Genomic DNA, 21856 nt, shown 5'->3' with positions numbered 1-21856 from the left:
CAGATCTGGCTGAGAGGGTCAAACTGCCTGCGGACGTAAGGCCCGGGGTTACTTCAGGCCGATGTTGAGGTAGTCGTACTGACCGCTCCACGCCGGGTTGGAGACCACGTTGCTGATCTTGGGCGAGCGGTAGTGCAGCACCTTGAAGTAGGTGAGGGGCACGATGACCGCGCGGTCCATGACCTTCTTGTCGATGTCGCCGTAGACCTTCTCGCGGGCGGCGGCGTCGGTGTTGGCGATGTTGTCGTTCAGCATCTTGTTGATCTCGGGGTCGTTCAGCTGCGACAGGTTGGTGTTACCGGTCTTGCCGATCGCGTCACCGTGGACGACCTGCTGCAGGAAGCCGAAGCCGCTCGGCCAGTCGGCGCCCCACTGCATCATCATGAGGCCGATCTTGTTGTCCTCGGTGAACTGCGGGACACCCGCGTAGTCACTGAAGTACTTGCCGGCCGGGAACTGCTGGATCTTGACCGTGATCCCGATCTTCTTCAGGGACGCCTGGATGGCCGTGGCCATGTCGACCTCGCCGGCGCGGTCGTTGCGCGCGGTGATGGTGGTCTCGAAGCCGTTCGGCTGACCGCAGGCGGTCAGCGCGGCCTTGGCCTTGGCCTCGTCGCCCTTGTCACCGGGGGTCTCGTAGGTGTTGAAGTCCACGTGACCGGGGATGTCGGTCGGCAGGACCGTGCTGGCGATGGCACCGCGGGTCGGGCCGCCGAAGGCGGTCTGCACCGACACCTTGTCGACCGCGTACTGGACCGCCTGGCGGCACTCCAGCTTGTCGAAGGGCGCCACCTTCTGGTTGATCGCCATGTAGACCAGGCGACCACCCTCGGCGTTGTCGGTGTTGGGGTCCTTCGAGGTCAGCAGCTCGGTCTGGGTCTGCTGGGCCACACCGTTGCCGACGATGTCGATGTGGGTGTTGCCGGCCTTCAGGTTGGAGTCGATCGTCTCCTGGTTGACCTTCAGCTTGACGACGATCTTCTCCGGGAGCTGCTTGCGCAGCGGGTCCGTGGAGGCGTCCCAGTGCGGGTTGCGGACCAGGACGGCCTGCTTGTCCTGCTCGTAGCTCTCGAACATGTACGAGCCCGAGGAGACGATGTTCTTGACGTAGTCCGCGCCGTTGTCCTTCGCCTTCGGCACGGGCGCCGACTGCGGGTTGGCCAGCAGGTAGTCGAACTCGGCGAACGGCTGCTTCAGCTTGAAGACGATCGTCTGGTCGTCGGGGGTCTCGATGGACTTCAGCCCGGTGTCGGACTTGTCCTTGTAAGGGCCCTCGTACGGGGTCTCGTTGTTCTTGAGGTACGTCGCGAAGTAGCTCGGGCCGTTGGAGTGCACGTCGCGGGCGAAGTTGCTGCGCTCGATCGCGTACTTGACGTCCTTGGAGGTGATCTCCGTGCCGTCGCTGTACTTCACGCCCTTGCGGAGCTTGTACGTCCAGGTGGTGGCGCCCTCGCTCGGCGTGCCGAGGCCCTCGGCGAGGTCCGGGACGACCTTGTTGCCCTCGGCGCCCGGGGCGGGCGGGAAGGTGGTCAGCGACCGGGCGTACAGACGGCTGAAGTTGAAGACGAAGCCGTAATACGTGTTGCCGGGGTCGAAGGAGTCGGGGGTGTCGGACGCCTCGTAGACGACCGTCCCGCCCTTCTTGTCCGAGGCGTTGACCACGGCCTTGACGGCGGCGTTGGAGCCGGCCGACTTGTCGTCGCCGCCGGTCTTGTCACCACCATTGCAGGCGGAGGCGGTGAGGACGACGGTGATGGCGGCGGCGAGCACCGCGGCTGTTCTCGACCTGCTTCTCATGGCGGAGTGATGCCCCCTGATTCGGAGTGATGGTGGGTACTGGCGGTGCCTCGGCCGGGTGCCCGGGGAACGGGAGGGTCAGCGCGAGCTCTTGGGGTCCAGGGCGTCGCGCAGGCCGTCGCCGAGGAGGTTGAAGGCGAGCACGGTGATGAAGATCGCCATGCCCGGGACGACCATGAACATCGGGTCGACCTTGTAGTAGTCCACGGCGGAGCTGAGCATTCCGCCCCATGAGGCCTGCGGTGGCTGGATACCCACGCCGAGGAAGCTCAGCGAGGCCTCGAAGAGGATGTTGGTCGGGATGAGCAGCGTGGCGTAGACGAGGATCGGGGCCACCAGGTTCGGCAGCAGTTCCCGGAAGACGATGAAGGGGCCGCGGGCGCCGAGGCTGCGGGCCGCGTCGACGAACTCCCGCTCGCGCAGCGAGAGGGTCTGGCCGCGCACGATGCGTCCGATGTAGGGCCAGCTGAAGAAGCCGATCACGAAGATCAGCACGCTGATGTGCAGCGGCAGCCCTTCGAGGCCGAAGGCCCCGCCCTGGAGGGCGGCGGAGATGGAGATCGCGAAGAGCAGCAGCGGGAAGGCGAGGAAGGTGTCCATCATGCGGCTGATCACCGTGTCGGCCCAGCCTCCGTAGTACCCGGCGATGACGCCCAGCACGGAGCCGAGGAACACCGAGACGATGGTCGAGCCGAAGGCGACCAGCAGGGAGACCCAGGAGCCTTCCAGGATGCGGGTGGCGATGTCGCGGCCGAACTTCGGCTCCACCCCGAGGGGATGCTCCCAGCTGATGCCGCCGAAGGAGCCGATGGGGGTGGCAAGGGAGGGGTCGATGAGGTCCTGGTGCAGTGCGTCGGGGTCCAGGCCGAACATCCACTGGATCGGCTGCGAGAGCATGGCCAGGACCACCAGCAGCAGCACGACCGTGCCGCCGGCCATCGCCACCTTGTCCCGCTTGAGTCTGATCCACGCGATGTGGCCGAGCGAACGCCCCTCGATCCGCTTCTGCGTCGCCCCGTCGGATATCCCGTCGGGCTGCGGGAGCACCGGCTCACTGGGCGCTATGGGTGAAGCCGTCATCGTGGTGGGGACCCCTCTCGGCCGACGGTGGCCGGCCCTGGCCGCCGCCGTAGCGGCTTGGTTCACATCGGTGGCACTGTTGGCGTGGGTGCCGGCGGCTGCGTCGGCGTGGGTGGAACGGCGAGCCTGAAGTCAGCCTGACGGGCTGTTCCTTACGGAGGGCCCGGATGGCCCGGCCTTCGGTTGGGGGGAGTCTTTATCGCGCTCTCGATCACCCGCCAGACCTGCCGGGGAATGGATGCGCAACCGTAATCTGCGGCCGAACCTCCCGGTATCCGGACTCGTCGCCCGGCTCAGCGGAACAACGGGGCCCGATGCACACGGACCGGACATCGCGGCCAACGACCTCAGGACACCGGGATTTTGGCCGGTTATCAGCGCATACGACACAGGCCGCACCGGGAGAACTCCGGTGCGGCCTCGGGACGGGCGTCTCGTGATGTGGACAGGGGGGCGGACGGGGCGGGGCGGCCGGGGGCCGACCGGGACTGAGCGCCCCGGTCCTCCGTACGCCGGCGGCCGGGGCTCGGCGCCCCGGTCCTCAGTAGGCCGGCGCCTGGCCCTCGCGGTCGTAGAAGGGGCGGCTCTGCGCGCGCAGCCACATCGCCACCGGGTCGTGCTCGTCAGCCAGCGCGACCGTGCACACCGGAACGCCCTCGGGGACCACCGCGACCGACTGGCGCATCATCTCCCGTACGGATTCCAGCGCGGGCGCGGAGGCGTCGTAGAGATCGAGGCCGACCGCGAGGTACGGGGACCCGAGCGCCGGCTGCACCCACGCGCGGCGCAGCGACCGTACGGCGGGGGTGCGGTGCGCGTGCTGGGTCAGCAGTCCGTAGAACTGCGGAAGCTCGATGCTGGGCTCGGAGAGCCGCAGCGGGCCCGCCGGCATGCGTTCCAGGCCGGTGGCGATCCGGCGCAGGTCGGCCCAGGGGACGCCGAGGCCGCCGCCCTGGGCGTGCGGGTTGAGCCACAGGCCCCAGCGGTCCGGGTAGAGCGCGCGGGCGATGTCCCGCCCGGTGACCACCTCGTAGCCCCGGTTCCAGCCGCTTGCGGCCAGCTCCTGCGGGGAGGTGACGCAGGGCGCGTATCCGAGGCCCTCGATCTCCATGCCGCCGTACTGGGCGTCCGGGGAGCCCGGCTGCCCCTGCCAGAGCAGCATCCACAGCCGGCCCTCGGAGAGGGCATGCAGGAGTGACTCGTAGCTTTCATAGCGCCCGGGCGTCACCTGGCGCATCATGTGCTCGACCTGCCCGGCCGCGGCCGTGCCTGACGCACTCACCCGGTACCCCTCTTCGTCCGCCCGTCGTCCACGCGTGCCCCTCAGCTTAAGCGGCCCTATGGGAGGTAGAAGGGGCGTACGCGCTCACGAATCCAGTCCGTGACCGGGTCCTGGGCGGCGTCGAGGAGGATCAACTGCACCGGCCACGGCGGCGACACACGCGTCAGGGCCCGTCCGAGAGCCTCCATCGGGGCGCCCCGCATCTCGGGTTCCCATCCCACCAGGCGGACACCGATGAACAGTTCCGGCGCCCCTCCCTCGATGCTGGCGAGGCAGCGGTGAGCGGCGGCGACCACGCCGGTGGCGCGGAACTCCTCGGCCGCGGCGGCCAGGAAATCCACCGGGTCCTCCTGCCAGTCGGGCTCGTAGAGCCGGACGCGGCCACCGGTGGAGGGGCCGTCGAGCGGGGTCCGGCCGGTGCGGCAGAGCTCCGCGACCGCGGGCGGGGGCAGCGGGACGCCGACGGCTCCCTCGGGGTTGAGCGCGATGCCGAGCTGCGGGGGCAGGCCGCGGGCGAATTCGACGGCGGGGGCCACGGCGAAGTCCATGCCGGGGCCGACGCAGGCGAGGAACTGGGTCTCGGAGCTGTAGACGGGGACGTACGCCGCCCCGCCGATGTCCATGGTGGGCAGGTCGAGGCCGGGCGACGCGGGGTCGCCGCCGCCGGGGAGGGGCACCCACACCCGGCTGCGCCCGAGCACCTCAAGGATCCGGGCCCCGGCGTCCTGCTGCCCGAGCGCCGCCCCCAGCACCTGCTCCAGCTCATTCCCCGGCCAGCCGCTGCCCTGCATCCGCCCCTGCCTCTGTCCGATATCCCGCGCCGCTATCCCGCGCGTGTCGCCCCGCAGGCTACCGGCCCCGGTGCGGCGCCGCTCCCGGGGCTCCGCCCCGAAGCCCGTGCCCCCACGCCGGCGGGGCTGGACGGGGCATGTGCAGCCTCGCCGTCGTTCGAGGCGCGGGGGGTCCGGGGCCGGCCCTGCAAGGGCGCCACGCCCCGCCGGGCCGGGCGCCACGCCCCGCCGGGCCGACTGCCCCGCCGCTCGGGCAACGGCGCCGCGCCCCCACGGGCCGGGCTGCCCCGCCGCCGCTCGGCCGCCCGCGGCGGCGGTCAGCCGTGGAAGGCGATGCGGGTCACGGAGGCAGCCGACCGGCGGTCCAGCAGGGTCGCCGACGCGCAGCCCGCGGGAGGGAGGCCCGACTCCGCGCCGCGCAGCAGGCGGCCCACGGCGTGCCGGTGGCGGGCGAAGGCGTACGCCGACACCCGGCGGCCCCGCGCGGCCTGGCCGGAGAGGGCCTCCTCGGGACTGCTGTCCAGCAGGAGAAGGTGCAGCGCCCGGCCCCGCCTTCGCGCGGCCACCGCGAGCAGGCCGCGCACCCAGGTCTGCGTGCCGCAGTCGTGGACGACCACGGAGGCCCCGGAGCGCAGGAGCCGCCACAGCCCCCAGTAGTGCGCGGCGCGCACCAGCGGCCGGTACACCGCGTACGGCAGCGCCCCCGGCATCCGGCGCTCCCAGAGCTCACGGGTGTCCTGGGAGTCGACGGCCCCGCCCTCGGGCGCCGCGCGCGCGATCAGCGTGCTCTTGCCGCCACCGGGCAGGCCGGACACCACGACGATGTCGCCCTCTGCGAAGCCGAGCAGCTGCGGGCCGCAGACCGCCGGTCCGCGCAGGTCGCGTACGAGGCCGAGGCCCGCGTCAGCCGCCCCCCGGCGCTGACGCGCTCCGCGCTGTGTCGGCACCGCGTCCACGGTTCCCGTCGTCGTCACCACTCCGAATCTCCGCACAGTGTTCGCCTCCCCCGAATCGGGTCCGAAGGACCCTTGCCCACTGAGTGTAAAGAGACGGTAATCCGGCAGCCCCGGTTCCGCTCCGACCGCTCGGAGGGCCGTACGAACTTTCGGACCCCCACGCCCGATCACGGACATGGCGTGCAATGATGTGCGCCATCTGGACCAACTGCATACCGGCCGCTTGAATCCGCGCGGGAGAGTCCCGGCACGCCGCAAGGCCGTGCGCGGGCGCCGAAGGAGCAAGAACCTCCCTTGAATCTCTCAGGCCCCGTACCGCGTGGATGAGGCAGATCTGAAAAGCGAGCTGTTCGACAGCTCCACCCAAGGTGCAAACCGGGGTTTCCGGCGATCGGACGATCGGCGGAACTCTCGGCGAACCTCTCAGGTTCCGATGACAGATGGGGAGGAACGTCCTCGTCATGTCATGTCGATGCCCTGGGACCCGGGAGCCACACCCATGAGCACTGCCCCCCGTCTGACCGCCCTCGATGCGCTGCACCGCTCGCTCGGTGCGACCATGACCGATTTCGCGGGCTGGGACATGCCGCTGCGGTACGCCAGCGAGCGCGACGAGCACAACGCCGTACGCACCAAGGCCGGTCTCTTCGACCTGTCCCACATGGGCGAGATCACGCTGACCGGCCCGGAGGCCGTCAAGGCCCTGGACTACGCGCTGGTCGGCAACATCTCCACCGTCGGGGTCGGCCGCGCCCGCTACACGCACATCTGCCAGGAGGACGGCGGGATCGTCGACGACCTGATCGTCTACCGCCTCGGCGAGACCGAGTACATGGTCGTCGCCAACGCCTCCAACGCGCAGGTCGTCCTCGACGCCCTGACCGAGCGGGCCGCCGGCTTCGACACCGAGGTCCGCGACGACCGCGACGCGTACGCGCTGCTCGCGGTGCAGGGCCCGCAGTCCCCCGGCATCCTGGCGTCCCTCACCGACGCCGACCTGGACGGCCTGAAGTACTACGCCGGCCTGCCGGGCACCGTCGCGGGCGTGCCCGCGCTGATCGCACGTACGGGCTACACCGGCGAGGACGGCTTCGAGCTGTTCGTCGCCCCCGAGCACGCCGTGGAGCTGTGGCAGGCGCTGACCAAGGCGGGCGAGGGCGTCGGCCTGGTCCCGGCCGGCCTGTCGTGCCGCGACACCCTGCGCCTGGAAGCGGGCATGCCGCTGTACGGGCACGAGCTGACCACCTCCCTGACCCCCTTCGACGCGGGGCTGGGCCGGGTCGTGAAGTTCGAGAAGGAGGGGGACTTCGTCGGCCGCGCCGCGCTGGAGTCCGCCGCCGAGCGCGCCGCCACCAACCCGCCGCGCAAGCTGGTGGGCCTGATCGCCGAGGGCCGCCGCGTCCCGCGCGCCGGCTTCCCGGTGGTCGCCGGCGGCCAGGTGATCGGCGAGGTCACCTCGGGCGCCCCCTCTCCGACGCTGGGCAGGCCGATCGCGATGGCGTACGTGGACGCGGCGCACGCCGCGCCCGGCACCTCCGGCGTCGGCGTCGACATTCGCGGTACGCATGAGCCGTACGAGGTCGTGGCGCTGCCGTTCTACAAGCGGCAGAAGTAGTTCCGCTCACGACTCCGCCGTACGGGTACCCGTACGGCGCCGTCTCAGTACCCAAGACCACAGTTCGTATCCACTCCCCCGCATCCAGGAGAATCAGGTCATGAGCAACCCCGAGAAGCTGCGTTACACCAAGGAGCACGAGTGGCTGTCGGACGCCGTGGACGGCGTCGCGACGGTCGGCATCACGGAGTTCGCGGCCAACGCGCTCGGTGACGTCGTCTACGCCCAGCTCCCCGAGGTCGGCGACACCGTGACCGAGGGCGAGACCTGCGGCGAGCTGGAGTCGACGAAGTCGGTCAGCGACCTGTACTCCCCCGTCACCGGTGAGATCGTCGAGGCCAACCAGGACGTCGTGGACGACCCGGCGCTCGTGAACACCGCCCCCTTCGAGGGTGGCTGGCTCTTCAAGGTGCGTCTCTCGGAGGAGCCGAAGGACACGCTCTCCTTCGAGGAGTACACCAAGCTCACCGCCGGTAACTGACCCCAGGGGACCCTGATGTCTGTACTGAACACCCCTCTCCACGAGCTCGACCCGGACGTCGCCGCCGCCGTCGACGCCGAACTCGTGCGCCAGCAGTCCACCCTGGAAATGATCGCGTCGGAGAACTTCGCTCCGGTCGCCGTCATGGAGGCCCAGGGTTCGGTCCTGACCAACAAGTACGCCGAGGGCTACCCGGGCCGCCGTTACTACGGTGGCTGCGAGCACGTCGACGTGGTCGAGCAGATCGCGATCGACCGCATCAAGGCGCTGTTCGGCGCCGAGGCCGCGAACGTCCAGCCGCACTCGGGTGCGCAGGCGAACGCCGCCGCGATGTTCGCGCTGCTGAAGCCGGGCGACACGATCATGGGCCTGAACCTGGCCCACGGCGGTCACCTGACCCACGGCATGAAGATCAACTTCTCCGGCAAGCTCTACAACGTGGTCCCGTACCACGTCGACGAGACCGGACAGGTGGACATGGCCGAGGTCGAGCGCCTCGCCAAGGAGTCCAAGCCGCAGCTGATCGTCGCCGGCTGGTCCGCCTACCCGCGCCACCTGGACTTCGCCGCCTTCCGCCGGATCGCGGACGAGGTCGGCGCGTACCTGATGGTCGACATGGCGCACTTCGCGGGCCTGGTCGCCGCGGGTCTGCACCCTAACCCGGTGCCGCACGCCCACGTCGTCACCACCACCACGCACAAGACCCTCGGCGGTCCGCGCGGCGGTGTCATCCTGTCGACGCAGGAGCTGGCCAAGAAGATCAACTCCGCGGTCTTCCCGGGTCAGCAGGGCGGTCCGCTGGAGCACGTGATCGCGGCCAAGGCCGTCTCCTTCAAGATCGCGGCCTCGGAGGACTTCAAGGAGCGCCAGGTGCGCACCCTGGAGGGCGCGAAGATCATCGCCGAGCGCCTGGTGCAGCCGGACGTCACCGAGGTCGGCGTCTCCGTCCTGTCGGGCGGCACCGACGTGCACCTGGTCCTGGTCGACCTGCGCAACTCCGAGCTGGACGGCCAGCAGGCCGAGGACCGGCTCCACGAGATCGGTATCACGGTCAACCGCAACGCCATCCCGAACGACCCGCGGCCTCCGATGGTCACCTCGGGTCTGCGGATCGGTACGCCGGCCCTGGCCACGCGCGGGTTCGGCGCCGAGGAGTTCACCGAGGTCGCCGAGATCATCGCGGCCGCGCTGAAGCCCGCGTACGACGGAGAGGGCCTGAAGGCGCGCGTCTCGGCGCTCGCCGCGAAGTTCCCGCTGTACCCGTCGCTCTAGGCAACGGCTTGGAAGGGCCCGGCCTTGTTCGCGCACAGGGCCGGGCCCTTCTCCTTCTCCGCCTCCGCGCCATCCGGGACACCCGGCCCAGTGGCCCGGGGCCCTGTGGAGGAAAACCGGGGCTGCGCCCCTCTCCATCCCGCTCCTGGTCACCGTCGCCCACAGCGGGAAGACCCCGGCCGCGATCGTCACGGCCGCCGCCCTGGTCGCGGCGCCGGCACCCCGACCGACCCGGCCGCGTAATCCTTCCCACCCCGCTCGGCAGGCAGAACGTTCACCTTGCCGCGTTAAGCTCGTCTGTCGGACAAAACCCGATCAATCCACCTCTCCTGCCCCCTCCCACCCCACGAGCAGACAAGGGAGTCCGCCACCGTGGCCATCTCCGTCTTCGATCTCTTCTCCATCGGCATCGGTCCCTCCTCCTCCCACACGGTCGGTCCGATGCGCGCGGCCCGCATGTTCGTGACGCGGCTGAAGAAGGACGGCGTGCTGGCCCAGACCGCATCCGTCCGGGCCGAGCTCTTCGGCTCCCTCGGCGCGACCGGCCACGGACACGGCACCCCCAAGGCGGTCCTGCTGGGCCTGGAAGGCCACTCCCCCCGCACGGTGAACGTGGAGACGGCGGACGGCGAGGTGGAGCGGATCCGCAAGACCGGCCGCCTGCGGCTGCTGGGCGCGGAGATAGGCGACGTCCACGAGATCGCCTTCGACGAGCCGAACCAGCTGATCCTCCACCGCCGGCGCTCCCTGCCGTACCACGCCAACGGCATGACGCTCTTCGCGTACGACGCCGCGGGAACCCCGCTGCTGGAGAAGACCTACTACTCGGTCGGCGGCGGTTTCGTCGTGGACGAGGACGCGGTCGGCGAGGACCGGATCAAGCTCGACGACACGGTGCTGAAGTACCCGTTCCGCTCCGGCGACGAGATGCTGCGCCTCGCGAACGAGACCGGGCTGTCGATCTCCTCGCTGATGCTGGAGAACGAGAAGGCCTGGCGCACCGAGGACGAGATCCGCGAGGGCCTCCTGGAGATCTGGCGCGTCATGCAGTCCTGCGTCGCGCGCGGCATGTCCCGCGAGGGCATCCTCCCGGGCGGCCTGCGGGTCAAGCGCCGGGCCGCCTCCACGGCGCGCCAGCTGCGCACCGAGGGCGACCCGATGCTGCACCGCAGCGAGTGGGCGACGATCTACGCGATGGCGGTCAACGAGGAGAACGCGGCGGGCGGCCGGGTCGTGACGGCCCCGACCAACGGCGCCGCGGGCGTCCTCCCGGCGGTGCTCCACTACTACATGAACTTCGTGCCGGGCGCGGACGAGGACGGCGTGGTCCGCTTCCTCCTGGCGGCGGGCGCGATCGGCATGCTGTTCAAGGAGAACGCCTCCATCTCCGGCGCCGAGGTCGGCTGCCAGGGCGAGGTGGGCTCCGCCTGCTCGATGGCGGCCGGCGCCCTCGCCGAGGTCCTCGGCGGCACCCCGGAGCAGGTCGAGAACGCAGCCGAGATCGGCATGGAGCACAACCTCGGCCTGACCTGCGACCCCGTGGGCGGCCTGGTCCAGATCCCCTGCATCGAGCGCAACGGCATGGCCGCGGTCAAGGCCGTCACGGCAGCCAGGATGGCGATGCGCGGCGACGGCTCCCACAAGGTCTCCCTCGACAAGGTCATCAAGACCATGAAGGAGACCGGCGCCGACATGAAGGTCAAGTACAAGGAGACGGCCCGCGGCGGCCTCGCGGTCAACGTCATCGAGTGCTGACGCGGTCCCCATGACACGAAGGGCCCGGCACATCCGCCGGGCCCTTCGCCGTTCCCCCGCCGGCGGCAGCCCGCCATCTCGGGAAGCAGCCCGCCGGAATCTAGGTGAAGCGTCAACTGCCCCTATCCACTCCCCCGTTGAGTTGCGGGGGGTCTGGCACGGCGTTGTACTGGTCGTATGTGACGCGGGGTGGGTCAACCAAGGGGAGCGACCCATGAGCGACCGAGACGTGGCTGCACACAAGCAGTTCGGACCCTGGTGTCAGCGGTGGTCCGCACACATCGCAGCACTTCAGGGCCAGCTCGATCGCATCGAGGCCAAAGGACTTGCGGAGCCGGACGAGAAGCTCGCGAAAAAAGCCCACAGCCTCCTGGACGCGGCCCGGGATGCCACGGAGAAGTGGCCGAAGAGACATTTCTGGTCTATCGGATCGGCCAAGGACCGCGCGTTGGCCAGCATTCACGAGGCCGAACTGATACTCCTGCAGATCGCCCCGCCATGCGAGCTCGGATGGCGCGGCCCCGCCGTACTGGCCATGGGGCAGCAGCATCTCAGAACCGACGACCCCCGGCTGGAACTCCTGGAAGAACACCTTCACAACAATGGCAACAAGCTCGGCACGGATTTCCGAGACCTTGCAGTCATCGTTCTCCACGAGGCAAATCACACCGAGGAAGAAGAAGTAGCCCGAGTTCGCAACTTTCGCAATTCCTTGATGCTCGCATTCGCCATCATGTCGATCATCGTCGTGCTGTTCATCATCTCCGGATACCAGAACACGGCCGCACTCGCGGACAAGCTCTGCTTCGACCCGCCGACACCCACCGCCCGGGATCCGGCCGCCACGACGACGGTATGCCCGCTGCGCCCGCCGGGACGCCCCGGGCAGGCCGTCTCGCCCCAGGGAGGCGACGTTCTTCTCGTGGCTTCCCTCGGCGCCGGCGCCGCGGCTCTCGCCGGTGCCGTCGCGATACACAAGATGCGCGGCACTGCCGTCCCGTACACGGTGGCCATGAGTCTCCTGCTCCTGCGTGTGCCCGTCGGCGCCCTGTCCGCCATCCTGGGCCTGGTCCTGATACACGGCGAATTCATTCCGGGGCTTTCCGCGCTGGACAGCGGAGCCCAGATAGCCGCTTGGGCCGTCGCTTTCGGAATCGGCCAGGAAGCGCTGACGCGCATGCTCGACAAGCAGGGAAACATCCTGCTCGACAATGTGCGCGGGTCCTCGCCGTCGATCGACCCGACACCGCCTCCGGATAATCAAGCCCGCGGAAACCCGCGTGCGAAGCGCTGAGGTCCACCGTCGGCGACACCGGCACGTCGACGGCCTCAGGCCCCCTGCCGACGCGGGGGGTCCGGTCCGTGTGACACCAAGCGGCCCGGAAACCAACCGGGCGGAACCGGAACTGCGGGATCCTTCGTGGCGTCCTAGGCTGTGCCACCAGTCCCCACTCTCGAGAATCGAGGGGACGTCATGATCCACCCGCGTCTCCGGCAGTTCGCGGCCCTGGCAACCGGCGCTCTGCTCGCCGCCTGCCTCTCGTTCGCCGCGCCCGCCTCGGCCTCCACCCACACCCCCGCCACCCAGACCCAGACCCCGCTCGTGGTCAATGCCCGCTGGGGCGGGCACGCCACGTTCGACCGGATCGTCATCGACCTGCAGGGGTACGTCCCCGCGGTCACCGTCACTCCCGTCTCACAGTTGTTCTACGACGGGTCCGGGAAGCCCGTGCCGCTGGCCGGAAAGCACTTCCTGGAGATCCGCCTCAACCCCGCCGCCGCGCACAACGACGCAGGGGAGAGCGTCTACAAGGGGCCCAAGCTGCAGAAGATCTACCTCAGCAAGCTCAAGGGCATCGCCATGACCGGCGACTACGAGGGGTACGTGACCTTCGGCGCTGCCTTCGACACCCTGCCGTACTACCGCGCCTACACCCTGCACTCGCCGGAACGGTTCGTCGTGGACATCGCGCACTGAACCACTGCAGACCGACGGACCCGGGGCGTCGCGCGCGCCCCGGGCCTCGCCGGGTGGAACCGGCGTGTCCGTGTCGTGCCGGTCAGGCCCTGCGAACGGCAGGACACCCCCTATGGCCCCCGCGCCGGCGTCCCGGCCGGCCCGCGGTCACCGCCTCCAGAACAGATGGTGCGTCACGCCGCTCGTACTGGGCACGACATCGAGGTGGAACCGGTCGAGCAGCTCGTCGGGGGACTCCCACAGCCGTGCCCCGGATCCGATCTCCACCGGCGAGACCGCCACGTGCAGGGTGTCGACGAGGTCGGCGTCGAGGAACTCCCGGATTGTGGTGGCCCCGCCGCCGAGCCGGACGTCCTTGCCCTGCGCCGCTTCCCGTGCCATGCCGAGGACCGTGGCCGGGTCGGCGTCGACGAAGTGGAAGGTGGTGTCGGAGAGGGTGAACGAAGGCCGCTCGTGGTGGGTCATGACGAACACCGGAGTGTGGAACGGGGGCTCCTCCCCCCACCAGCCGCGCCAGTCGTGGTCGCGCCAGGGGCCGCGCTGCGGCCCGAACTTGTTGCGGCCCATGATCTCGACGCCGATGTTGTGCGCGAAGTCCCGCGTGAAGTAGTCGTCGAGACCCCGGCTCCCTCCTGGGGCGGTGCGAAGTGGCCAGCTCGCCGTGGCTCCGGCCCAGGCGAACATCTCGCCCGGGTCCGCGTCGCCGAACGGCCGCTCCAGGCTCTGGTGTTCTCCCGCACCGAACCCGTCGCGCGAGACGTTGAAGTTCTGGACTCTCAGCAGTTGATCCACGGCTTCCTCCAGCCTTGTCGACGAGGATGAGACCGCCCGGGCGGGAGTAACTCATCGCTGTAGGACCAACCGTTCGGCGCGCCGCCGCGGCACGGGCTCAGCGGTGCTCGGGGTTGGGGAAGTCGAAGCGGCAGCCCGCGTCCCACTGCGAACGCTGGTTGCCGTGCGCCGGGATGCCGCCCGAGCGCTTGAGCAGGGCGGCCAGGTGCATGAGATTCCAGGACATGAAGGTGGTGTTCCGGTTGGTGAAGTCGTTCTCGGGGCCGCCCGAGCCCGGGTCCAGGTAGGAGGGCCCGGGCCCGGCCTCGCCGATCCAGCCCGCGTCGGCCTGCGGCGGGATCGTGTAGCCGAGGTGCTGGAGGCTGTAGAGGATGTTCATCGCGCAGTGCTTGACCCCGTCCTCGTTGCCGGTGATCAGCGCGCCGCCGACCCGCCCGTAGTAGGCGTACTGGCCCTGCTCGTTCAGCAGGGAGGAGCAGGCGTAGAGCCGCTCGATCACCTGCTTCATCACGGAGCTGTTGTCGCCCAGCCAGATGGGGCCGCACAGCACGAGGATGTCGGCGTCCATGATCTGGCTGTAGAGGACCGGCCACTGGTCGCTCTCCCAGCCGTGCTCGGTCATGTCCGGCCAGACGCCGGTCGCGATGTCGTGGTCGACGGCGCGGATCAGCGAGGTCCGGGCGCCGGCCGCTTCCATGACCGCGCGGCTCCTGCCGATCAGGCCCTCGGTGTTGCTGGTCTCGGGCGAGCGCTTGAGCGTGCAGTTCACGTAGACGGCGGTGAGGTCGGCGTAGTTCGCATGGTTCGCAGTGTCGTATTCGGCAGCCACGTCCTCAGCCTGGACAGGGCGGGCCGGGGCCGCCACCGGGCGGCGCCCGTACGGGGACGGCCGCCGCAAACCTAGGATGGCGGCATGTCGCTGCCCCACGCCATCCTCACCGCCCTGCTCGAGAAGCCCTCGTCCGGGCTGGAGCTGACCCGGCGGTTCGACAAGTCGATCGGGTACTTCTGGTCGGCCACGCACCAGCAGATCTACCGCGAGCTCGGGCGGCTGGAGGAGGCGGGGCTGATCCGGGAGCTGCCCAGCGACGTGCCCGTGCGGGGGCAGAAGAAGGAGTACGAGGTGCTCCCCGACGGCAGCGCGGAGCTGGCCCGGTGGGTCGGCGAGAGCCAGGACCCCAAGCCGATGCGCGACCCGCTGCTGCTGCGGATCCGTGCGGCGGGCGTCGTGGGGCCGCAGGGGCTCGGCCCTGAGCTGCGGCGCCATCTGGACCTGCACCAGCGCCAGCTGGCGCAGTACGAGGCCATCGAGGAGAAGGACTTCCCGCCGGGGCGGGACGCCGTGGAGGACCGGCTGCGCCGGCTCGTCCTGCACGGCGGGATCGCCCTGGAGACGTTCTGGCTGCACTGGCTGGAGGAGGCCCTCGCCGAGGTCGAGGACATGTCCGGACCGCAGGCCTGACACACACGCCCGCACCGGCCGGCGGGCCGGTGCGGGCGCGGAGGGGCTACTCGGACTACTTGTTCAGGGAGGCCCAGAACTCGTCGAAGCTCAGCAGGCCGTCGCCGTTCGCGTCCTTGGCGGCGATCACGGCGTCCGCGATCGGGCCGGTGACGAACGGGTCGCCCATGGCCGCCATGGCCGACTTGAACTCGTCGGCCGTGACGAAGCCGTCACCGTTCACGTCGAACTTGCCGAACGTCGTCCGTGCGCTCTCGATGTCCGCCACTGGGTCCACCCCTTCTTGGTGCTTGTTGACCGGCTCAGGGTAGCGGCCTCGCGGGCCCGTCCCCGCCGCGGGTCCCGTTCGAGCGGCAGATAGAAATTCCATTACCCTTCCGTAATACGGAAGCGATAATTCCAGCCAACAAATCCAGCCCCTACTTGTCACGCTCCGGGGCCACCGCATAACGTAACGGCATTGCCGCCACACCAGGAGCGCAGGGCTCCCAGGGACAAGCGGCAACAAGGGCGATCACACAGGTGACGATCACAGCTGACGCATCATTCGAAGTTCTGCCCTTCACCCGCACCTGCCGCCATATCTGGGAAGACGGCGACCATGTGCTCATCGGAGTGAGTCCCGGAAACAGCTACTTCAGCTCCGAGCGCATCACCAGTCTCGCCCAGTGGGCCACGGCCCGCTTCGCACAGGTCGACTTCGTGTACGCAGACCTCCATGTGGACCGGATGTTCGCCGCCTTCGGCTACACCCGGGAGCATGCGGAGAAGCGCGCAGCGAAGGAAATCAAGGCGGTCCGGCGGCGGATTCTCAAGGGCGTGGAGGAGTCAGGACCTCCGCAGGCCGAAATCCGCGTGAGAGCGCTTTCGGAGTTCCAATCGAACCCCGTTTACCAACTGCTGCACCGGCGCGTCCTGCATTTTCTTGAAACCGATGACGAATTCCGCAAGGGCTGCGAGGAGATGGCCCTGCACTTTGTCGGGTCCAAGGTTCCGGAAGGTGAATCGATCACAGACGAGCAGTTGCAGGTCTGTTTCGATTACATGGCGGCCGAGCTGCCGTTCTTCGTGGACACCCCGAGCATTCTCGACGTGCCGTCCTCGGTGGCGGCCTACCACGTCAGGATGCCGCTCACGGACGTCCTCTTCGCACGCGGTGGGGGACTGCGCGCGACTCGCAACCAGGCGTACGCCGTCGTACGGCCCGAGGCCGCCGCGGCCACCGCGGCCACGGCACCCCACAGCACCACGGACCACGCACCGACCGAAAGGACCGTCGATGAGCGTCGAGCAGCTTGAGGGCCGGCAGATCCAGAAGCAGCCGCTCCTCGACTTCCCGCTCTCGCGGCGCGGTGACGTGCTCCCGGAGGAGTGCACCTGGCTGCGCGAGAAGGCTCCGGTCGCCAAGGTCCGCACCCTCACCGGGGACCCGGCCTGGCTGGTGAGCAGCTATGCCCTGGCCAAGCAGGTACTGGAGGACGAGCGCTTCAGCCTCAAGGACACGGCGAACGCCGGGGTCCCGCGCCAGTACGCCTTGACGATCCCGCCCGAGGTCGTCGACAACATGGGCAACATCAACAGCGCCGGCCTGCGCAACGCCGTCATGAAGGCGCTCAACCCGCGCCAGAAGGGGCTCCAGGACTGGCTGCGCGCCAAGGCCGGCGAACTCATCGACGGGATCGTCGCCGAGGGCGGCCCGGCCGACCTTCGGGCGGGCTTCGCCGACCCCTTCTCGGCGGCCCTGCACTGCCAGGTGCTCGGGGTGCCCTTCGAGGACTGGCGCCGGCTGATGTCGGGTCTGGACGTCGCGTTCATGACCGCGCGCGAGCCGTTCGCGGACTCGGCGCTCAACTGGTACAAGGACGTGGGCTACTTCGCCGGCCGGCTCGGCGACCAGCTCGCGCTGACTCCCGAGGAGCGTACGGGGCTCCTCGGGAAGTTCGCCGGGCTGAAGGAGGCCGACCCGGAGTCGGCTCACCTGACCGACGACATGTTCGCGACGGTCGCCGTCTCGCTCTTCGGCGCGGGCGCGGTCTCCACCTCGGCGTTCCTCACCCTCGCGGTGCTCGCGCTGCTCCAGAGGCCCGAGCTCGTCGGGTACCTGCGCCGGCACCCGGAGCGCATGGGCAAGGCCGTCGACGAGCTGCTGCGCTGGAACCTGTCCGTGGGCGACGGGCTGCCGCGCATCGCCCTGGCGGACATCCAGGTCGGCGACGTCCTGGTGAAGGAGGGCGAACTCGTCCTCGTCCTCCTGGAGGGGGCCAACTTCGACCCGGAGGCATTCGAGGACCCGGACGAGCTGGACCTCGAGCGCGAGAGCTCCCACTCCCACCTCGCCTTCGGCGCCGGCCGGCACTTCTGTCCGGCGTCCGCGCTGGGCCGGGCGCACGCCGAGATCGCGCTGGAGGTGCTGGTCGAGCGGCTGCCCGGACTGCGGCTCGCGGTGCCCGCCGAGAATCTCGTCTGGCGCACGGGCTTCATCAAGCGGTTGCCGGAGCGTCTTCCGGTCGCCTGGTAGTCCGCGGCCGGACGGGTGGGCGGGTGGGCGGCGGCGTCCCGGGAGCTGTGCGAGCCCCCGGGGCACCGTCGTCCCCGTCCGTCCGCAGCGGCGGGGGCGGGGCGGGGCCGGGCCGGGGCGGGGCCGGGGCGGCTACCGGAAGACGCCGGTGTGGCCGAGCGAGTAGCGGCCGGGCTGCGGGTAGACGGCGAGCCCGTGCGGCCCGCCGCCCACGGGGATCCGGGCGAGCTGCTTGCCGGTGACGGTGTCGATCGCGTAGACCTCGGAGTTGTAGCGGCCCGACAGCCACAGCACCTTGCCGTCGGCCGAGACCCCGCCCATGTCGGGGCTGCCGCCGTCCGGCAGCGTCCACTTCTTGGTGAGCTTGTGCTGGGGGAAGTCGTAGACCGAGATGGTGCCTTCGCCCCGGTTGGACACGTACATCTCCTTGGAGTCGCGGCTCACGTAGAGGCCGTGGCATCCCTTCCCGGTGGGCAGCAGTTTGGGCGTCTCGAACGTGTCGCCGCCGAGCACCCACATGCCGTCCGCCATCATGTCCGCGACGTAGAAGGTCTTTCCGTCCGGGGAGACCTTGACGTCCTGCGGCATCGCGCCCTCGAACGGCAGTTTCTGCTGGCCGATGACCTCCATCTTCTCCGTGTCGACCTTGAGGAGTTCGCCGGAGAACTCGCAACTCACGATGAAGTAGCGCCCGTCGGCGGAGAAGTCCGCGTGATTGACGCCATAACAGGTCACGGGGACGGTTTTCACGCGGTCCATCGTGTGCGGGTCGCGGAAGACGAGCTCTTTGTCCATCGAGGCCATGACGATCGCGTACTTGCCGTTCGGCGTGAAGTACAGGTTGTACGGGTCGTGCACCTCGACGGGCTTTCCGGCCTCGCCGGTGGCCGGGTTGATGGGGGTGAGCGTGTGGCCGCGGTTGTTGTTGACCCACAGGGTCTTCAGGTCCCAGGAGGGGACCACGTGCTGGGGCTGGACGCCGACCGGGATGGTGTCGATGACCTGGTAGGTCGCCGGGTCGATGACGGACACCGTGTTGGAGTTGGTGTTCGGCACGTAGACGCGCGACGGGAAGTCCTTGACGACCGGGGAGAGCTTGCCCGGCCGGTCCGCGGCGTAGACGTCGTTCGGATCGAGGAGCGGCGGCATGCCGGGCAGCCCGGGCGGGACGGCCGGCACGGGCTGGGCCGGGCCCTTGGAGCCGATGGCCTCGGCGGGCCCCTTGCCGGCTGATCCACAGCCGGCAAGGGCGGCGAGGACCAGACCGGCCAGCAGCACGGTGGCCTTCCGGGGAAGGCGGATGGTCGTCATGGGGTCAGCAGCTCCGTGGTGGTCACCGCGCGCAGGCTGCGGCGCGCGAGTTCTTCGAGGAGGGGAGGCATCGCGTCGACCGTGTCCGCGTAGCCGAAGTGCAGGCTCACCACCGATCCGGGCCGGATCGTCCCGGTGACGGTGCGGGTGACGGCCGCGGCGCCGGGCGAGGTGAAGTCGAGGGAGTCCACGTCGTAGGACAGGACGTGGGGGTAGCCCGCCCGCTGGGCGAGTTTGCGCACGAGCGGGGTGGCGTACTGCGTCTGGGAGGGCCGGAACCAGGTGCCGATGGAGCCGGTGAGCCGCTTGAGCCGCTGGGCGCAGCCGGTGATCTCCGCATAGGCCTCCGCCTCGGGCATGTCGTTGATCGCGAGGTGGCGCTGGGTGTGGTTGCCGAGCTCGTGACCGCCGTCGAGGATCCGGCGGGCCATGTCCGGGTGGGCGTCGAGCCAGGTGCCGATCGCCAGTACGGTCACCCGCGCGCCGCCTCTTTCGGCCGCGGCCAGCACCGCCCGGGCGAGGGCGGGCTCCCCGTTGCCATGGAAGGTGAGGGCGACCTCGGGGCGGTCGCGCGGGCCGTGGCCGATCTCGACGGGCTGCCCGGCGAACCGGCGCGGGACGGCCGGAGCGGCCTGCGGCGGCCGGGCGGGCCGGACCGGACCCGGGGGCGGGGCGGAGGACGCGGGGGCGGGCCTGCCCGACCCGCAGGCGGCGGTGAGACCGGCCGCCGCGGCACCGGCCACCCCGAGACTGGCCGCGCGCACGGCCGAACGCAGGGCCGCGCGGCGGCCTGGATGTGAGAGCACCTGCCCATTTAAGGGGCGGATGACCAGGAAGGTAATGATTGACCCAATTCGGGGCGTTCACCGGAAGGGGCCGAGAGAGTGACCCACTCGCTATGTGATCAACGATTTACACAGAGCAGTCGATACTTATTCGTGGATTGCGAGGTGAGTGGCCCATCTCACCTAGGATTTAGCTAGAAAGTCTTATGATTTGCACACTTATGTCCAAGTAGAGACTTTTGGCGTTTGGACCCTCGTCTGCCATAGTCGGAACCACGACTTCCCATTGACCCGAGCGAAGTCGCCACGCCGAGGATCACACCCCCTTCGATCCTCGGCGCACCCATGAAGCCCCCACACCGCCCCACACGGCGCCCCGGGGGCTTCAGGCGTTCTGGCGGTCGGCGACCCGCATCTCGAACCAGGTGATCTTGCCGCGCGGCAGCAGGTCCGCGCCCCAGCGGTCGGACAGCTTGTCGACGAGGAAGAGGCCGCGGCCGGTGGTGTCCATCTCGTGGACCGGCATCAGACAGGGCAGACCGCGCGAGGGATCGCGCACCTCGACCCGGATCCAGCCGCGCCGCCGCAGCATCCGTAAACCGAAGGAGCGGGCGCCGGTGTGCCGGACCGCGTTGCCGACGAGTTCGGACACCAGCAGGACGGCGTGCTCGGCGATCTGCGGCGAGAGGCCCCAAAGGCGGATCACCACGCACTGGGTGAGCCGACGCGCGGTACTCGCCGACTCCGGCATGGACGGCAACGTCACTTCGGCCTCGGCCGGATTCCCGTACAACTCCAGCGCCTTGAGACCCTGTTCGTCCTCAAGAGCCGCCGTGAGCCGTACCGCCGAAGCGCTGCCGCGCTGCCGCGGCTGTTCCACACCCTCCAGGCCCGCCATGCACCCATCATGGACGGCCCGCCCGCCCCTCCGGGCCGTTCCAGAGGAAAACACCCCCCGGATTCAACGAATCCAAGGGGGTGTCCTGTCATATGCGGGAGGCAACCGGGTGGCCTTGGTACGCGCCCTGACCTGGGGTGACGGACCGGAAGGGAATGATCACCGTGAGTGGATCACCATATTCGCTTAAGGCTGCCTTAAGGCCTGGCTAATCCACCCCCAGGGAGGACCGGCGGCGGCTCAGACGAACTTCGCCTTGCCCGGGCCCTCTTCGACGAAGCTGCGCATGCCGCGCTCCCGGTCCTCGGTGGCGAACAGGCCCGCGAACCAATTGCGTTCGATGGTGAGGCCGGTGTCGATGTCGGCCTCCAGGCCCGCGTCCACGCACTCCTTGGCGGCGCGCAGCGCGATCGCAGGCCCCTGCGCCAGCTTGGCGGCCCAGGCGTGCGCCTGCTCGTACACCTCCGCGGCGGGCACCACGCGGTCGACCAGGCCCAGGGTGAGCGCCTCGTCGGCCTTGACCATGCGGCCGGTGAAGATCAGGTCCTTGGCCTTGGACGGGCCGACCAGCCGGGACAGCCGCTGTGTGCCGCCCGCGCCCGGGATCAGCCCGAGCAGGATCTCGGGCTGGCCGAGCTTCGCGTTGTCGGCGGCGATCCGGTAGTCGGCGCACAGCGCGAGTTCGCAACCGCCGCCGAGCGCATAGCCGGTGACGGCCGCGACGACGGGCTTGGGAATGCGGGCCACGGCGGTGAAGGCGTCCTGGAGCGCACGGGACCGGGCGACCATCGCCGCGTGGTCCATCGTCTGCATCTCCTTGATGTCCGCGCCCGCCGCGAACACCTTCTCGCCGCCGTAGATGATGACCGCCCGGACGTCGGCCCGGTCGGTCGCCTCCACCGCGAGCTCGCGCAGCCGGTCCTGGGTGGCGATGTCCAGGGCGTTCATGGGCGGCCGGTCCAGGCGGAGGGTGCCGACGCCTTCGGAGACTTCGAGAGAGAGGGTCATACGGGCCAGGTTAGGGCCCGGGGGGTCCGGGGGTCTCCCCCGAACGGGCGCAGCACGTGAAGTGGCCCGGTGCTG

The 21856-nt window shown here is 69.7% G+C and carries 21 protein-coding genes and 1 riboswitch; of the genes, 9 read left to right on the top strand and 12 right to left on the bottom strand.

The features are described from left to right. Nucleotides 1–48: 48 nt before the first annotated feature. From ACWGIF_RS25230 to ACWGIF_RS25210, 5 genes are all read right to left on the bottom strand, one after another. On the bottom strand, nt 49–1797 hold the full coding sequence (locus ACWGIF_RS25230; protein WP_453500773.1) for an ABC transporter substrate-binding protein: 1749 nt from the start codon (nt 1795–1797) through the stop codon (nt 49–51). Nucleotides 1798–1875: 78 nt separating this feature from the next. Continuing rightward, on the bottom strand, nt 1876–2877 hold the full coding sequence (locus ACWGIF_RS25225) for an ABC transporter permease (RefSeq protein ID WP_453500772.1): 1002 nt from the start codon (nt 2875–2877) through the stop codon (nt 1876–1878). Between the two features lie 541 nt (nt 2878–3418). After that, nucleotides 3419–4159 carry an enhanced serine sensitivity protein SseB C-terminal domain-containing protein gene (locus ACWGIF_RS25220; protein ID WP_453500771.1) on the bottom strand — a complete coding sequence of 247 codons (741 nt, stop codon included), beginning with the start codon at nt 4157–4159 and terminating at the stop codon, nt 3419–3421. A 56-nt stretch (nt 4160–4215) separates the two neighbouring features. Continuing rightward, a complete protein-coding gene (locus ACWGIF_RS25215; protein WP_453500770.1) occupies nt 4216–4950 on the bottom strand; it encodes an enhanced serine sensitivity protein SseB in 735 nt (244 codons plus the stop codon). Nucleotides 4951–5267: 317 nt separating this feature from the next. After that, a complete protein-coding gene (locus ACWGIF_RS25210; RefSeq protein WP_453500769.1) occupies nt 5268–5924 on the bottom strand; it encodes an AAA family ATPase in 657 nt (218 codons plus the stop codon). Nucleotides 5925–6130: 206 nt separating this feature from the next. Then, nucleotides 6131–6234: riboswitch (glycine riboswitch) on the top strand. A 171-nt stretch (nt 6235–6405) separates the two neighbouring features. On the opposite strand from ACWGIF_RS25210, the gene gcvT reads away from it, so the two are divergent. The 6 genes from gcvT to ACWGIF_RS25180 all read left to right on the top strand — a co-directional run bounded on the left by gcvT (nt 6406) and on the right by ACWGIF_RS25180 (nt 13007). Then, nucleotides 6406–7521, top strand: coding sequence for a glycine cleavage system aminomethyltransferase GcvT (gcvT, locus tag ACWGIF_RS25205; RefSeq protein ID WP_453500768.1), 1116 nt, complete (start codon nt 6406–6408; stop codon nt 7519–7521). 100 nt (nt 7522–7621) lie between these two features. Beyond that, complete coding sequence (gene gcvH, locus ACWGIF_RS25200) at nt 7622–8002, top strand: glycine cleavage system protein GcvH (protein WP_079406181.1); 381 nt, start codon at nt 7622–7624, stop codon at nt 8000–8002. 15 nt (nt 8003–8017) lie between these two features. Beyond that, nucleotides 8018–9274 carry a serine hydroxymethyltransferase gene (gene glyA, locus ACWGIF_RS25195; RefSeq protein ID WP_453500767.1) on the top strand — a complete coding sequence of 419 codons (1257 nt, stop codon included), beginning with the start codon at nt 8018–8020 and terminating at the stop codon, nt 9272–9274. 372 nt (nt 9275–9646) lie between these two features. Next, nucleotides 9647–11029, top strand: coding sequence for an L-serine ammonia-lyase (locus ACWGIF_RS25190; protein WP_453500766.1), 1383 nt, complete (start codon nt 9647–9649; stop codon nt 11027–11029). Nucleotides 11030–11243: 214 nt separating this feature from the next. Then, on the top strand, nt 11244–12323 hold the full coding sequence (locus ACWGIF_RS25185) for a hypothetical protein (RefSeq protein WP_453500765.1): 1080 nt from the start codon (nt 11244–11246) through the stop codon (nt 12321–12323). Between the two features lie 183 nt (nt 12324–12506). Then, nucleotides 12507–13007 (top strand): AMIN-like domain-containing (lipo)protein, encoded by a 501-nt coding sequence (locus ACWGIF_RS25180; protein ID WP_453500792.1) that lies wholly within the window; start codon nt 12507–12509, stop codon nt 13005–13007. 147 nt (nt 13008–13154) lie between these two features. Here ACWGIF_RS25180 and ACWGIF_RS25175 read toward each other — a convergent pair whose 3' ends face one another. Both ACWGIF_RS25175 and ACWGIF_RS25170 read right to left on the bottom strand, forming a co-directional pair. Further along, nucleotides 13155–13799: a dihydrofolate reductase family protein gene (locus ACWGIF_RS25175; RefSeq protein WP_453500764.1), complete on the bottom strand. Its 645-nt coding sequence runs from the start codon at nt 13797–13799 to the stop codon at nt 13155–13157. Nucleotides 13800–13896: 97 nt separating this feature from the next. Next, entirely contained in the window at nt 13897–14628 is a 732-nt protein-coding gene (locus tag ACWGIF_RS25170; protein WP_453500763.1) for a flavodoxin family protein, read from the bottom strand. Between the two features lie 84 nt (nt 14629–14712). On the opposite strand from ACWGIF_RS25170, the gene ACWGIF_RS25165 reads away from it, so the two are divergent. Continuing rightward, on the top strand, nt 14713–15261 hold the full coding sequence (locus tag ACWGIF_RS25165) for a PadR family transcriptional regulator (protein ID WP_453500762.1): 549 nt from the start codon (nt 14713–14715) through the stop codon (nt 15259–15261). A 55-nt stretch (nt 15262–15316) separates the two neighbouring features. Here the strand turns inward: ACWGIF_RS25165 and ACWGIF_RS25160 are convergent, their stop codons facing one another. Continuing rightward, the gene (locus ACWGIF_RS25160; protein ID WP_453500761.1) at nt 15317–15529 is read right to left on the bottom strand and encodes an EF-hand domain-containing protein; all 213 of its coding nucleotides are present in this window, start codon (nt 15527–15529) and stop codon (nt 15317–15319) included. A 254-nt stretch (nt 15530–15783) separates the two neighbouring features. Here ACWGIF_RS25160 and ACWGIF_RS25155 point away from each other — a divergent pair, with 254 nt between their 5' ends. Next, nucleotides 15784–16560: a tRNA-dependent cyclodipeptide synthase gene (locus tag ACWGIF_RS25155; RefSeq protein ID WP_453500760.1), complete on the top strand. Its 777-nt coding sequence runs from the start codon at nt 15784–15786 to the stop codon at nt 16558–16560. Next, the gene (locus tag ACWGIF_RS25150; RefSeq protein WP_453500759.1) at nt 16541–17779 is read left to right on the top strand and encodes a cytochrome P450; all 1239 of its coding nucleotides are present in this window, start codon (nt 16541–16543) and stop codon (nt 17777–17779) included. The genes ACWGIF_RS25155 and ACWGIF_RS25150 overlap by 20 nt, the downstream gene beginning before the upstream one ends. 132 nt (nt 17780–17911) lie before the next feature. On the opposite strand, the gene ACWGIF_RS25145 is transcribed toward ACWGIF_RS25150, so the two are convergent. The 4 genes from ACWGIF_RS25145 to ACWGIF_RS25130 all read right to left on the bottom strand — a co-directional run bounded on the left by ACWGIF_RS25145 (nt 17912) and on the right by ACWGIF_RS25130 (nt 21781). Continuing rightward, nucleotides 17912–19090: a YncE family protein gene (locus ACWGIF_RS25145; RefSeq protein WP_453500758.1), complete on the bottom strand. Its 1179-nt coding sequence runs from the start codon at nt 19088–19090 to the stop codon at nt 17912–17914. Then, nucleotides 19087–19896 (bottom strand): polysaccharide deacetylase family protein, encoded by an 810-nt coding sequence (locus ACWGIF_RS25140; protein WP_453500757.1) that lies wholly within the window; start codon nt 19894–19896, stop codon nt 19087–19089. Before ACWGIF_RS25140 ends, ACWGIF_RS25145 begins: the two co-directional genes overlap by 4 nt. 364 nt (nt 19897–20260) lie before the next feature. Next, nucleotides 20261–20773 carry an ATP-binding protein gene (locus ACWGIF_RS25135; protein ID WP_453500756.1) on the bottom strand — a complete coding sequence of 171 codons (513 nt, stop codon included), beginning with the start codon at nt 20771–20773 and terminating at the stop codon, nt 20261–20263. Between the two features lie 240 nt (nt 20774–21013). Next, nucleotides 21014–21781 carry an enoyl-CoA hydratase/isomerase family protein gene (locus ACWGIF_RS25130; RefSeq protein ID WP_453500755.1) on the bottom strand — a complete coding sequence of 256 codons (768 nt, stop codon included), beginning with the start codon at nt 21779–21781 and terminating at the stop codon, nt 21014–21016. Nucleotides 21782–21856: the final 75 nt, after the last annotated feature.

This window comes from Streptomyces sp. NPDC054849, from assembly GCF_053610945.1.
Note: the sequence above shows the minus strand (reverse complement) of the source record. Positions and strands in the feature narration are given on the sequence as shown.

What these genes read in the sequence shown, in the direction of transcription:
- ACWGIF_RS25145 (WP_453500758.1), bottom strand. Translation starts at nt 19,090, where the DNA reads ATGACGACCATCCGCCTTCCCCGGAAGGCCACCGTGCTGCTGGCCGGT.
- ACWGIF_RS25215 (WP_453500770.1), bottom strand. Translation starts at nt 4,950, where the DNA reads ATGCAGGGCAGCGGCTGGCCGGGGAATGAGCTGGAGCAGGTGCTGGGG.
- gcvH (WP_079406181.1), top strand. Translation starts at nt 7,622, where the DNA reads ATGAGCAACCCCGAGAAGCTGCGTTACACCAAGGAGCACGAGTGGCTG.
- ACWGIF_RS25130 (WP_453500755.1), bottom strand. Translation starts at nt 21,781, where the DNA reads ATGACCCTCTCTCTCGAAGTCTCCGAAGGCGTCGGCACCCTCCGCCTG.
- ACWGIF_RS25150 (WP_453500759.1), top strand. Translation starts at nt 16,541, where the DNA reads ATGAGCGTCGAGCAGCTTGAGGGCCGGCAGATCCAGAAGCAGCCGCTC.
- ACWGIF_RS25230 (WP_453500773.1), bottom strand. Translation starts at nt 1,797, where the DNA reads ATGAGAAGCAGGTCGAGAACAGCCGCGGTGCTCGCCGCCGCCATCACC.
- glyA (WP_453500767.1), top strand. Translation starts at nt 8,018, where the DNA reads ATGTCTGTACTGAACACCCCTCTCCACGAGCTCGACCCGGACGTCGCC.
- ACWGIF_RS25165 (WP_453500762.1), top strand. Translation starts at nt 14,713, where the DNA reads ATGTCGCTGCCCCACGCCATCCTCACCGCCCTGCTCGAGAAGCCCTCG.
- ACWGIF_RS25225 (WP_453500772.1), bottom strand. Translation starts at nt 2,877, where the DNA reads ATGACGGCTTCACCCATAGCGCCCAGTGAGCCGGTGCTCCCGCAGCCC.
- ACWGIF_RS25135 (WP_453500756.1), bottom strand. Translation starts at nt 20,773, where the DNA reads ATGGCGGGCCTGGAGGGTGTGGAACAGCCGCGGCAGCGCGGCAGCGCT.
- gcvT (WP_453500768.1), top strand. Translation starts at nt 6,406, where the DNA reads ATGAGCACTGCCCCCCGTCTGACCGCCCTCGATGCGCTGCACCGCTCG.
- ACWGIF_RS25185 (WP_453500765.1), top strand. Translation starts at nt 11,244, where the DNA reads ATGAGCGACCGAGACGTGGCTGCACACAAGCAGTTCGGACCCTGGTGT.